This is a genomic window from Mycobacterium sp. IDUB_24 (assembly GCF_055419385.1).
In genome coordinates this window covers 48,199-59,943 of sequence record NZ_JBVAXO010000004.1, presented here as the reverse complement: position 1 = coordinate 59,943, position 11,745 = coordinate 48,199, and the positions used below count along the sequence as shown (strand labels likewise).

16 protein-coding genes and 1 tRNA gene are annotated in these 11,745 nt (G+C 66.0%); 10 read left to right on the top strand and 7 right to left on the bottom strand.

What is annotated here, in order from left to right:
• Positions 1 to 10 precede the first annotated feature (10 nt).
• The 3 genes from ACZYZF_RS15655 to ACZYZF_RS15645 form a co-directional block, all read right to left on the bottom strand.
• Entirely contained in the window at positions 11 to 340 is a 330-nt protein-coding gene (locus tag ACZYZF_RS15655) for an ArsR/SmtB family transcription factor (RefSeq protein WP_463836210.1), read from the bottom strand.
• The gene (locus ACZYZF_RS15650) at positions 333 to 782 is read right to left on the bottom strand and encodes an SRPBCC domain-containing protein (protein WP_463746159.1); all 450 of its coding nucleotides are present in this window, start codon (positions 780 to 782) and stop codon (positions 333 to 335) included. The genes ACZYZF_RS15655 and ACZYZF_RS15650 overlap by 8 nt, the downstream gene beginning before the upstream one ends.
• Positions 783 to 867: 85 nt before the next feature.
• Complete coding sequence (locus tag ACZYZF_RS15645; RefSeq protein WP_463746561.1) at positions 868 to 1,461, bottom strand: TetR/AcrR family transcriptional regulator; 594 nt, start codon at positions 1,459 to 1,461, stop codon at positions 868 to 870.
• 85 nt (positions 1,462 to 1,546) lie between these two features.
• Between ACZYZF_RS15645 and ACZYZF_RS15640 the strand changes: the two genes are divergently transcribed.
• The 8 genes from ACZYZF_RS15640 to pth all read left to right on the top strand — a co-directional run bounded on the left by ACZYZF_RS15640 (position 1,547) and on the right by pth (position 7,649).
• Positions 1,547 to 1,618, top strand: a tRNA-Gln gene (locus tag ACZYZF_RS15640).
• 99 nt (positions 1,619 to 1,717) lie between these two features.
• Positions 1,718 to 3,163, top strand: a complete 1,446-nt coding sequence (gene glmU, locus ACZYZF_RS15635; protein ID WP_463836209.1) for a bifunctional UDP-N-acetylglucosamine diphosphorylase/glucosamine-1-phosphate N-acetyltransferase GlmU — start codon at positions 1,718 to 1,720, stop codon at positions 3,161 to 3,163.
• A gap of 202 nt (positions 3,164 to 3,365) precedes the next feature.
• Entirely contained in the window at positions 3,366 to 4,346 is a 981-nt protein-coding gene (locus ACZYZF_RS15630; protein WP_463836208.1) for a ribose-phosphate diphosphokinase, read from the top strand.
• On the top strand, positions 4,347 to 4,709 hold the full coding sequence (arsC, locus tag ACZYZF_RS15625; protein WP_463836207.1) for an arsenate reductase (glutaredoxin): 363 nt from the start codon (positions 4,347 to 4,349) through the stop codon (positions 4,707 to 4,709).
• A complete protein-coding gene (locus tag ACZYZF_RS15620; RefSeq protein ID WP_463836206.1) occupies positions 4,706 to 5,350 on the top strand; it encodes an LpqN/LpqT family lipoprotein in 645 nt (214 codons plus the stop codon). Before arsC ends, ACZYZF_RS15620 begins: the two co-directional genes overlap by 4 nt.
• Positions 5,351 to 5,377: 27 nt before the next feature.
• The gene (locus tag ACZYZF_RS15615) at positions 5,378 to 6,250 is read left to right on the top strand and encodes an oxidoreductase (protein ID WP_463746155.1); all 873 of its coding nucleotides are present in this window, start codon (positions 5,378 to 5,380) and stop codon (positions 6,248 to 6,250) included.
• Positions 6,251 to 6,419: 169 nt separating this feature from the next.
• Entirely contained in the window at positions 6,420 to 7,061 is a 642-nt protein-coding gene (locus tag ACZYZF_RS15610; RefSeq protein ID WP_463746154.1) for a 50S ribosomal protein L25/general stress protein Ctc, read from the top strand.
• 12 nt (positions 7,062 to 7,073) lie between these two features.
• A complete protein-coding gene (pth, locus tag ACZYZF_RS15605) occupies positions 7,074 to 7,649 on the top strand; it encodes an aminoacyl-tRNA hydrolase (RefSeq protein WP_463836205.1) in 576 nt (191 codons plus the stop codon).
• 98 nt (positions 7,650 to 7,747) lie between these two features.
• On the opposite strand, the gene ACZYZF_RS15600 is transcribed toward pth, so the two are convergent.
• Both ACZYZF_RS15600 and ACZYZF_RS15595 read right to left on the bottom strand, forming a co-directional pair.
• Positions 7,748 to 8,833: a metallophosphoesterase gene (locus ACZYZF_RS15600; protein WP_463836204.1), complete on the bottom strand. Its 1,086-nt coding sequence runs from the start codon at positions 8,831 to 8,833 to the stop codon at positions 7,748 to 7,750.
• 75 nt (positions 8,834 to 8,908) lie between these two features.
• Positions 8,909 to 9,943 carry a 4Fe-4S binding protein gene (locus ACZYZF_RS15595; protein WP_463746151.1) on the bottom strand — a complete coding sequence of 345 codons (1,035 nt, stop codon included), beginning with the start codon at positions 9,941 to 9,943 and terminating at the stop codon, positions 8,909 to 8,911.
• Positions 9,944 to 10,051: 108 nt separating this feature from the next.
• On the opposite strand from ACZYZF_RS15595, the gene ACZYZF_RS15590 reads away from it, so the two are divergent.
• Both ACZYZF_RS15590 and ACZYZF_RS15585 read left to right on the top strand, forming a co-directional pair.
• On the top strand, positions 10,052 to 10,579 hold the full coding sequence (locus ACZYZF_RS15590) for a DUF6611 family protein (RefSeq protein ID WP_463836203.1): 528 nt from the start codon (positions 10,052 to 10,054) through the stop codon (positions 10,577 to 10,579).
• Positions 10,579 to 10,713 carry a hypothetical protein gene (locus ACZYZF_RS15585; RefSeq protein WP_463746149.1) on the top strand — a complete coding sequence of 45 codons (135 nt, stop codon included), beginning with the start codon at positions 10,579 to 10,581 and terminating at the stop codon, positions 10,711 to 10,713. The genes ACZYZF_RS15590 and ACZYZF_RS15585 overlap by 1 nt, the downstream gene beginning before the upstream one ends.
• Before the next feature lie 67 nt (positions 10,714 to 10,780).
• Here the strand turns inward: ACZYZF_RS15585 and ACZYZF_RS15580 are convergent, their stop codons facing one another.
• Positions 10,781 to 11,008 carry a hypothetical protein gene (locus ACZYZF_RS15580; protein ID WP_463746148.1) on the bottom strand — a complete coding sequence of 76 codons (228 nt, stop codon included), beginning with the start codon at positions 11,006 to 11,008 and terminating at the stop codon, positions 10,781 to 10,783.
• 74 nt (positions 11,009 to 11,082) lie between these two features.
• Positions 11,083 to 11,514 (bottom strand): DUF4189 domain-containing protein, encoded by a 432-nt coding sequence (locus ACZYZF_RS15575; RefSeq protein ID WP_463746147.1) that lies wholly within the window; start codon positions 11,512 to 11,514, stop codon positions 11,083 to 11,085.
• Positions 11,515 to 11,745 lie beyond the last annotated feature (231 nt).

Here is an 11,745-nt window from a genome sequence, read left to right as displayed (position 1 = left end):
GACCACGCGGCTACGTTGAGCCGTCCCGCTCCACAGCGTCCTTGATCCTGGCAAGCCGGCGTTCCCAACCCGCGGCGATGCCGTCGAGCCGCCGCGCCACCTCACTGAGCCGAGCCCCCACCGCCTCGTACCTGATCTCTCTCCCGACCCGGGTGGCCGCCACCAGGCCGACATCGGTGAGCACTTTCAGATGTTTGGCGATGGCCTGGCGGCTGATCGGGAGTTCCTCGGCCAGGGACGACGCAGACGCGGGCCGACGGCCGAGGGCAACCAGAACCTGCCACCGGCTGTCGTCGGCGAGCGCAGCGAAAACCTGTACCGGCGAGGCATTTTCATGCATCGGCGGCGGCCCCCACCAGATGCTTCTGGGCGATGCCCAGCTCGACGGACCAGCCTCCACTGTGATCGTCGAACCGGGAGCGGCGATTGGCCTCGGGCTCGTCGAGCGAGGCGAACCCGCTCTCGACGACCCGCAGCACCACGCCGGACGATGCCGGGGTGATCCAGAACTCCACGAGGGTGGATGAGCTGTCGAGGTCATCGGCGTCGATGTGCCACCGGAACGCCGCATAGCGCGGCTCGTCGAGTGTCACGGTTCGCAACGCGAACCTGCCATGCGTGGGGTCGGTGACGATGGCGACGTCGCCGTCACGCTCGATGCGGTGTTCGGTGATCCGTTCTTCGTTGATGTACCAACCTGGTTCGCTCACCAGATCCCAGACGCGTTGTGCTGGTGCGTCGATGGTGATCTCGCGCTCGATGCGGTCGTAGTCGGTGGTCATGTGGGTGTTCCTTTCTGACGGGATTGTTGCAACCCAAGGGTTGCACATAACCACCCGATGCTGCAACCCATGGGTTGCAGTTGACCTACTCGTCGTGCAAGACCGGATCGGACTCCAGGTGGGTCAGGCCGTTCCACATCAGGTTGACCACATGGGCGGCCACCACTTCTTTCTTGGGCTCGCGCACGTCGAGCCACCACTGCGCGGTCATCGACACCGAACCGACCAGTGCCTGGGCATAAAGCGGCGCCAGGTCGGGGTCGAGCCCGCGTCGGGAGAAGTCCCCGGCCAGTATCGACGAGACCTGATTGACCGCATCGTTGAGCAACGTCGAATACGTGCCCGAGGTGATCGCGGCCGGCGAGTCCCGGATCAGGATCCGAAAGCCGTCGGTGCGTTCCTCGACATAGGTCAGCAGGGCCAACGCCACCCGTTCGACCCGCACCCGGGACCGGTTGTTGGTCAGCGACGAGGTGATGCCGTCCAGTAGTGCCGACATCTCCCGGTCGACGACGACGGCGTACAGGCCTTCTTTGCCGCCGAAGTGCTCGTAGACCACCGGTTTGGAGACGTTGGCGCGCTGGGCGATCTCCTCGATGGAGGTGCCCTCATATCCCCGTTCGGCAAACAGCGACTTGGCGATCTCGATGAGCTGTTGTCGTCGTTCGCTGCCGGTCATCCGGGCCCGGGGGGCCCGCACTTCCTTCTCGGGTGCTGCCACGTATATCAGGCTAGACCGTTCGACTAGAGTCTCTCCCGGACATTCCGTCGTGGTGTAATCGGCAGCACCTCTGATTTTGGTTCAGATAGTTCAGGTTCGAGTCCTGGCGACGGAGCAATCGGTGATGGCGAGCGTGCGCAAAATGCGCGCTTGCGACGGCGTGTCTCGAGCAGACGCGAACGTTCGCGGAATGGACGCGGAGAGAGGGGCACCTGTGTCGACCACCCAGGCCGCAGTCGTCGTACTGGCAGCAGGGGCCGGGACCCGAATGCGCTCGGACACCCCGAAGGTGCTGCACACGCTGGCGGGCCGCAGCATGCTCAGCCACGCGGTACACACCGTGGCCAACGCCGCCGCCCAACATCTGGTGGTCGTCCTCGGCCACGACCGTGAACGCATCGCACCCGCCGTCGGCGAACTCGCCGACAAGCTGGGCCGCACCATCGACGTCGCCATCCAAGACCAGCAGCTGGGCACCGGACACGCCGTGGCCTGCGGCCTGAGCTCACTACCCGACGAATTCGCCGGCACGGTCGTGGTGACCTCCGGAGACGTCCCACTGCTCGACGCCGCCACCCTGGCCGGTCTCATCGAAACGCACAGCGCTGCGACGGCCGCCGCCACGGTGCTCACCACCACCGTGCCCGACCCCACGGGCTACGGCCGCATCCTGCGCACCCAGGACAACGAAGTCATCGGCATCGTCGAACAGGCCGACGCCACCGAATCGCAGCGGGCCATCCGCGAGGTCAACGCCGGGGTGTACGCCTTCGACATCGCCGACCTGCGCTCAGCGCTGAGCCGCTTGAGCTCGAACAACGCACAGCAGGAGCTCTACCTCACCGACGTGATCGCGATCGTGCGCCAAGACGGCCGGACCGTGCGGGCCATGCACGTCGACGACAGCGCGCTGGTCGCCGGCGTCAACGACCGGGTGCAGCTCGCCGATCTCGGTGCCGAACTCAACCGGCGGATCGTGGCCAATCACCAGCGTGCCGGCGTCACGATCGTCGACCCGGCCACCACCTGGATCGACGTCGACGTGACCATCGGCCGCGACACCGTCGTCCGCCCCGGCACCCAACTTCTCGGCACCACCGAGATCGGCGCCGGCTGTGAGATCGGTCCGGACTCCACACTGAATGACGTCGAGGTGGGTGACGGCGCATCGGTGGTGCGCACGCACGGCCAGCTCGCCGTGATCGGTGCAGGCGCAACCGTCGGCCCGTTCACCTATCTGCGGCCAGGCACGGTCCTCGGGGCCAAGTCCAAGCTCGGCGCGTTCGTCGAGACCAAGAACTCCACCATCGGCACCGGCACCAAGGTGCCGCACCTGACCTACGTCGGCGACGCCGACATCGGCGATCACAGCAATATCGGTGCGTCCAGCGTGTTCGTCAACTACGACGGCGAGACCAAGAACCGCACCACCGTCGGCTCTCATGTGCGCACCGGGTCCGACACCATGTTCATCGCTCCGGTCACCGTCGGGGATGGCGCCTACACCGGCGCGGGCACCGTGCTGCGCGACGACGTCCCGCCCGGCGCGCTGGCCGTCTCGGACAACGCCCAACGCACCATCGAGGGCTGGGTGGAGCGCAAGCGTCCGGGCTCAGCCGCTGCTGAAGCCGCACGCAAGGCCCAAGACGAAGGGGCTTAGCCAGCGGCCGGTGGACAACCGGTAGTACCGAGGATTTCGGTCAATATCGAGCAGCAATCCTCGGTACTGATGGCTATCGGCTGCGACGCAAGCACGACTGAACCGACGTTTCGTGTTGGCAATCTGGTAACCCGGCTACGAACCACCAGAAACGCTACGTACGATTGCCCCGTATCGATCCCCAACCGCGAAGGCAGCCATAGTGGCCACGGACTGGACCGACAATCGAAAAAACCTGATGCTGTTCTCGGGGCGTGCGCACCCCGAGCTGGCGGAGCAGGTCGCCAAGGAACTCGACATCGAGGTGACCGCACAGACCGCCCGGGACTTTGCCAACGGCGAGATCTTCGTCCGGTTCGACGAGTCTGTACGCGGCTGCGACGCGTTCGTCCTGCAGAGTCATCCGGCGCCGCTCAACCAGTGGCTCATGGAACAGCTCATCATGATCGACGCACTCAAGCGGGGTAGCGCCAAGCGGATCACCGCGGTCCTGCCGTTCTACCCCTATGCGCGTCAGGACAAGAAGCACCGCGGCCGTGAGCCCATCTCGGCCCGCCTGGTCGCCGACCTGCTCAAGACCGCGGGCGCCGACCGCATCGTCTCGGTCGACCTGCACACCGACCAGATCCAGGGCTTTTTCGACGGCCCCGTGGACCACATGCGGGCGCAGTCGCTGCTGTGCGGCTACATCGGCGAGAAGTACGCCGACTCCGACGTGGTCGTGGTGTCGCCGGACTCCGGCCGTGTGCGCGTGGCCGAGAAATGGGCCGACGCGCTCGGCGGCGTCCCGCTGGCCTTCATCCACAAGACCCGTGACCCGCTGGTGCCCAACCAGGTCAAGGCCAACCGCGTCGTCGGCGAGGTCGCGGGCAAGACCTGCATCCTGACCGACGACATGATCGACACCGGCGGCACCATCGCCGGCGCGGTCAAGCTGCTGCGTGAGGACGGCGCCAAGGACGTGATCATCGCCGCCACCCACGGCGTGCTGTCCGATCCGGCCGCCCAGCGCCTGGCCGACTGCGGAGCCCGTGAGGTGATCGTCACCAACACGCTGCCGATCACCGACGACAAGAAGTTCCCGCAGCTGACCGTGCTGTCCATCGCACCGCTGCTGGCCAGCACCATCCGCGCGGTGTTCGACAACGGTTCGGTCACCGGACTGTTCGACGGGTCGGCCTAGATGGCTGCATCCGATGGGCCGCCCGCCGCCGTCATCTACCACAACCCCAAATGCTCCACCTCCCGCAAGACGCTGGATCTGTTGCGGGAGAACGGGATCGAACCCGAGGTTGTGCAGTATCTGAAGACGCCGCCGACGCGTGATGACATCGCCGCGCTGATCAAAGCTGCAGGAATCGACGTCCGCACCGCCGTGCGCAAACGTGAATCCCTGTACGCCGAACTGGGTTTGGCCGATGCCTCCGACGACGAACTGCTCGATGCGATGGCCGCGAACCCGATCCTGATCGAGCGCCCGTTCGTCGTCACCGACAAGGGCACCCGGTTGGCCCGGCCGATCGATTCGGTGCGCGAGATTCTGTGAAGCGGCTGCTCGCCACGGCCGGCGCACTGGCGGTGCTGGTCACCGGTTGCGGCGCCGAAACGCCTGACTACAAGTCGATCTGGACGACGAGTTCGACGCCTCCGCCCGCCCCTGCGGACAATCAGCCGGTGCCGCTCTGGCAGTACCTGGAGGACTCCGGTGTCGTCGGCGAGCCCATCGCGCCCGAGAAGATCCCGCATCTGACGGTGACCATGCCGAGCCCACCGGGATGGCATCCGTACAACAATCCGAACCTTGCCCCGGGCACCCGGATGATCGCCAAAGGCGACACCTACCCCACCGCGATGATGCTCGCGTTCGCCTTGCACGGTGATTTCGACGTGCCCAAGGCCCTGAAGGACCACGGCTACGCCGACGCTCAGCTGTCGCAGAACTTCAAGCAGCTCAACGCATCCACCGCGGACTGGAAGGGCTTCCCGTCGGCGATGATCGAGGGCAGCTACGACCTCAACGACAAGCGCATGCAGAGCTACAACCGCGTGATCATCGCCAACGACGGGCTGCAGCCCCCGCAGCGTTATCTCATCCAGCTGACCGTCACGACCTACGCCGACGAAGCTGCAGCACAGGGTCCCGACATCGAATCGATCATCGCGGGCTTCAACGTCGCCAAGAAGTGATCGAGAGCCACCCGTAGGGTGGTCAACATGAGTGGATGGACCAGCGCCGACCTGCCCTCGTTTTCCGGCCGCCGGGTGATCGTCACCGGCGCCAACAGCGGGCTGGGGCTCGTCACCGCGCGTGAGCTCGCCCGCGTCGGCGCCAAGGTCACCGTTGCGGTCCGCAACCTGGAGAAGGGCACCGCAGCGGCCGAGACGATGACCGGTGGCATCGTCGAGGTACGCAAGCTCGATTTGCAGGACCTGGCCTCGGTACACGAGTTCGCCGACACCGTCGAGAGCGTCGACGTGCTGGTCAACAACGCCGGCATCATGGCGGTCCCGCTGAGCCGGACCGCCGACGGCTTCGAGAGCCAGATCGGCACCAATCACCTGGGTCATTTCGCCCTGACCAACCTGCTCCTGCCCAAGATCACCGATCGGGTGGTCTCGGTGTCGTCGTTGCTGCACTGGATGGGGAAGATCAGCCTGCACGATCTGAACTGGAAATCCCGGCCGTACTCGGCGTGGCTGGCCTATGGGCAGTCCAAGCTGGCCAACCTGATGTTCACCTCCGAGTTGCAGCGCCGGCTGACGGCCTCGGGCTCGCAGGTACGCGCACTGGCCGCCCACCCCGGCTATTCGGCCACCAACCTGCAAGGTCAGACGGGAAACAAGTTCGGCGAGCGGATGATGGCGACCGCCAACCGGGTGTTCGCCAGCGAGCCGTCGTTCGGCGCCCGTCAGACGCTGTTCGCGGTGTCCCAGGACCTGCCCGGAGACAGCTTCATCGGGCCGCGGTTCGGCCAGTTCGGCCCCAGCCAGCCCGTCGGGCGCAGCCCGCTGGCCCGGCGCGTGGACACCCAGAAGGCGCTCTGGGAGCTGTCCGAAGAGCTCACCAAGACCACGTATCCGCTGTAGGTCTCCCGGTCCGATTTTTGGCGGCGCCTCGGTCTTTGCTACCCTGACCTGGCGTCACGGCGAGGGTGGACCTTTTGGACCACCGTTATCGGCGGGAACTACTTCAAGTGTTGTGACCCTGCCGTGCTGACGATCTGACCGCAGTACCGCAATAGAGGAGCAACACGAAATGGCCAAGAACGCCCCCAACAAGCTGACCGCCGCCGTGCGTACCCGCACCGGCAAGGGCGCGTCGCGCCAGGCCCGCCGCGACGGCAAGGTGCCCACCGTGCTCTACGGCCACGGCACCGAGCCCCAGCACCTGGAGATCAACGCCCGCGACTTCGCCGCCGTGCTGCGCCACGCCGGCACCAACGCGGTGCTGACCCTCGACGTCGAAGGCACCGAGAAGCTCGCGCTGACCAAGGCCCTGGACATTCACCCGATCCGCCGCAACATCCAGCACGCCGACCTGCTCGTGGTGCGCCGCGGCGAGAAGGTCACCGTCGAGGTCACCGTGGTTCTCGAGGGCGACGCCGTCCCGGGCACCCTGGTCACCCAGGAGACCAACACCATCGAGATCGAGGTCGACGCGATGTCGATCCCCGAGCACCTCACCGTGTCGATCGAGGGCATCGAGGCCGGCACCCAGATTCTGGCCGGCCAGGTCAGCCTGGAAGCCGGTGTTTCGCTGGTTTCGGACCCCGAACTGCTGGTCGCCAACATCGTCGAGGCCCCGAGCGCCGAGGACCTCGAGGCCGAAGGCGGCGGCGAGGCTGCCGAGGCCCCGGCCGAGGAGCCGGCGGCCGAGGCTGCCGAAGCCTCCGAGTAAGCAACCCTCTCGATGGCCGAGCCGCTGCTGGTGGTGGGCCTGGGTAATCCCGGGCCCGCCTACGCCAAGACCCGGCACAATGTCGGGTTCATGGTGGCCGATGTGCTGGCCACCCGCATCGGCTCGGCCTTCAAGGTGCACAAGAAGTCCGGCGCCGAGGTGATCACCGGCCGGCTCGCAGGAGCCCCGGTGATACTGGCCAAACCTCGGTGCTACATGAACGAGTCCGGCCGTCAGGTCGGTCCGTTGGCCAAGTTCTATTCGGTGCCGCCGGGCCGGCTCGTGGTCATCCACGACGAGCTCGACATCGACTTCGGCCGGATCCGGCTCAAGGTCGGCGGCGGTGAGGGCGGCCACAACGGGCTGCGTTCGATTGCATCAGCCCTGGGCGGCAAGGACTTTCAGCGGGTCCGTATCGGGGTGGGACGCCCTCCGGGTCGTAAGGACCCGGCCGCGTTCGTGCTGGAGGCGTTCACCGCCGCCGAACGCACCGAGCTGCCGACGATCTGTGAACAGGCCGCCGATGCCACCGAGCTGTTGATCGCCCAGGGCCTGGAGCCGGCGCAAAACACCGTCCACGCCTGGTAATCCCCTGTCGCCACCTCTGCGCGAGCAGACGCAAAACTGCCCTATTTCATGCGAAAAGGGGCAGTTTTATGCCTGCTCGCGGGGGGAATCGCCCCCCGCTACCAACTGAACGGCCGGTCGAGGGTGAGCGTGCGCTCCGCCGGTGCATACCAACCCTGGGGCGCGTGCTGGCCGGTGTGCAGATAGCACTGCACCCGCACCTGCCGGCTGCCGGGGCGAAACGTCAGCAGCCGGCTGATCGGCAGGGTCGTGATCGGCATGTGATGGCGGCTCAGTGACGCCACGTTCATGAAATAGGTTCCACCCCAAGCCTGCTCGATATGGGTTTTCCCGCCGTGGGAATCGTCGGGGTTGGTGTGGGTATGCCCGGCCAGCCACAGCGCCACCGCACCCGGATGCTCGGTGAGATATCGCTCGAACGCCCCGGAATCCGGCTTGCCGCCAACCCAGTACAGGTAGGACGCGCCCTGCGGAGTCCCCTCCGGAAAGGGACGATGGTAGTGCTCGTAGAGTTTCCCGTCCGGACCCCGGCGCACTCCCTCCCACTCCCCTGACGCCACCGTGGTGTCCTTGAGCACGTAGTGGTGCACGGTGATGATGGTCGAATCATGGTTCTGCTCAACCATGTTCGCCCACCACTGAAATGTCTCGGCGGAGACCACGCCACCGGGGTTGCCGCCGAGCGTGCCCCGGCCCACAGCCTGCGACGGTTCGTTGCGGTCGCTGAGCATCAGGAAGAGCAGGTTGCCCACCCGGAACGAGTACCGTTCCCAGGTCCCGGTAACCGGATACCGCCGGGCCCCGGCGTCGACGCCGGACTGTTCGGTGTGCACGCCCAGCGGGTCGATCCACTTCTGCCACCACCAGGCGTCGGGTTCGGAAAGCCCACTGCGGTCATGATTTCCGCACACCGAATACACGTCCTCGCGTCGATGCTTGCGCATTGCGGAGAGTTGCCGGCGAACTTCCTGCCCCTCGGCGTCGTCGGGCAGGCTGTGATGCGCCCCGGACATGTCTCCGACGTCGACGGCGAGGTCCCAGTCGAACGGCGGGCCACCCTCGGCGCCACCGAATTCCGACTGCCGGATAGCGTCGGCCAGGCTCTCCCGGCCGAACTGCTGGTCGGTTCCGACGTGGGCATCGCCGAACGCCCAGAGCCGAAAGTCATCCTGCTGTGTCGCCATCGTCGCGAAACACTAGCCATCGCGGGGCGACTCGGTCCGGCATTGCGCTCAGGATGATTCGATTCCAGCCTCCGGTCAGACCCCCCGGATTCCGCTGTCGACCACTTTCACCGACTTGTGCGGAAACCGCTTCTCGGCGTGGGCCTTGGCCGCCGAGTTCGGCAGCACGTACAGCGTTTCCCGCTTGTCCTGCAAGGGTTTGAGCACCCGGTCCATGAACTCCTTGCGGTCATCGAGGTAGGGCTCGATCACGTCCTCCCCCGCCGGGCACACCGCCAGGCAGTAGGCCGCCTTGTAGTTGGCCTTGAACGACAGGCTCTGCCACATCGAGGCATTTTCCGAATCGCTGACCCGGGACCGGAATTCATCGGCGTCGCTGCTGTCGGCGATGGTCTGTGCCCAGTCGGTGAAACCACCCATGAACTCGCGGTAGTTGTGCACCGAGCAGGCGACGAAGTCGAACTCGCCGTCCTTCCCGATGGCCCCGACCGGGCAGGCCGCCACGCACAGCTTGCATTCCAGACATGGCGAATAGTCCAGTGGCTCACCGTAACTGCTGATGGGTGTGCCCACCATGATGGTCGCCAGCAAGATGAAGTTGCCGAATCTCGGGTGGATCACATTGCGATGGATGCCCATCACACCCAGTCCCGAAGCCACCGCGACCGGCTTGTGCGCCACCACCCAGATCCGCCCGGGATATCTGTCCATCTCCATGGGGAATGTTGCCGACGGGTTCACCGCACGGTGGCCGGCGTCCTCCAGCGCCCGGGTGATCCGGTGGGCGGCCTCGTTGATGATCTCGCCGCTGCGGTGGAACTCCTGGTTGGCCACACTGCGGGTGGACGAGCGCACGTTGTCGCGGTTCATCTTCACCACCAGCGAGATGTAACTGCGCACCCCTGGCAGCGCCGCTTCGACGTGTTCGCGCTCGGAAGCCAGGTCGGGGTTGTCCACGCTGGCGAACGCGACGTCGTCGGCACCGGCATCGAGACACAACTGACGCAGCCAGTCCGCATCGACCACGTCGGGAACCGCCGTATCGGCGCGGGCGCGTACTGCACGCACCGTCGGATGTTCGGCCAGGCGGGGCGAAAGCTTCGGGTTCATCGTGCTGAGTATAGTCAGCTATACTTAGGGTGCAAGGATCTCCCCGCCGGTCGTAAAGAAACCGTTCAGGCCAGGTGCGACCGTGCGCGCAGCGGGTACACCCGAGATATGGACGGCATCCGGCTACTCACCCCGCTCCTCGACGGCTCCCGGCAGTGGGGCTGCGTGCAGGTCCGGCCCGGCCGTTTCGGCATCACCTACTACCGGCTGGTGGTCTATCCGCCCGGTCTGAGCACCCCGGAGCGTCGCCTGGTGCGGTTGGCCCGGGGCTGGCCGTTGTGGGGCATGCTCGTGTGGCTGTTGTGCCAGCTGTGGCTGGGCGGGCAGATGTCGCCCTGGCCGGCGTTCGGCGCATCCACTGCGGTCTTCCTGGCCACCGGGGCCATCGCACTCGGCCTGTCCGGCGGTGCGTTCCACCGAGTTCGGACACTGTGCGCGACCACGATGGCCGGATGTGACGATCCGGGATCCCAGGTGGCCTGCGAGCGCCTCGTCGCGCTCGCGGCGACACTCCTGCAGGCCGATGAACGCCAAGACCGCGGTGAACTCACCACCGTGGACCACGAGCTGATCTGGTGGCAGGTGTACAACCGGATGGACGCGCACCACGGCGCAAATACCAAGCAGGCCAGCTGATGTCGGACATGCTCGAGGTGGTGTCGATGATGGCGGCGCCGGTCGCGGTCCTGTTGACGTTGCGCGGCTACGTCATTCGGCAGAACCGGGTCGCCGACGCGGCCGAGCGCATCGCACGCTCGACGACTCCCTGACAACCACGAGCGGGCGCGTCACGAATGACACGCCCGCTCACGGATGTTCGGTTCTACGAGAAAATTACTAGCGGCGACGGCCGGGCATCCCGAGCCACGGGAACACCGGGATGTTGGCAGGCGGCGCCGTGGTTCCGGGCCTCGCCTTGATGGACGTGCTGCCGTTGGTCGTGCAGATCGTCTTGGTGGCCGTGTCCTGACAGGTCGGCCGGGCTGACGCCATGGGCGCCGAAATCACCGATGCTGCAGCCAAACCCACCAACACGACGGCGAACTTACCGCGACCTTTCATCATGTCCTTCCCCTTCCGGGCTACGACCGCGATACCAGAATGGTCATGCGCTGAACGCGCCGGCATGCGCTCGCTCATCAGGGGCAGGCCGATACAACGACGTGGGAATCCGCATCGAGCGGGGTGTTGTTCGCCGCCGCCCGGTCGAACGCATCCTGGCGGGCAGCCTCCACCGTCGCCCCTGCTCCACCGGCCACCGCATGGTTGCTGGGGCTGGCCACGGACACGATGCAGAGGTTGTCGTTGGTCACCTCGTCGGCGGTGCATTCCACGCCACCGGCGCTCTGGCAGGCCGCGATCACCGCTGCGGAAGCCTCTTCACTGGTGTCGCCCGTCGCAGTGAAACCAGCCAGACTGTCGACGAATTCGCCGGTGCCAACGGCCGCAAATATGTCTTCGGGGTCTTCAACGTAGCCGCCGGGACCACCCGCCCACGCGGTGCCCGCGGTAATCCCGGCAGCGATAACGCCCGCGCCGAGGATCGCCGAAACCCATCGGGATTTGACCATGCCGGTCCTCTCGTCAAATTAGTTTCGGCGTCAGAATACACAGGTAATACTCAGTTCACCTGCAGTACAACGAATGTTGGTATGTCGTTCTACGGCGAATGGAAGCGCGAATAAAAGCCGGCACGCGTCGCGTTGCGGCAGAACACAACCCGACGGGTTTCATCTCCCCAGGCTGCGAGCGTGCGCAAAATGCGGCCCGCGAGCGGCATGTCGCGCAGCAGACACGCACGC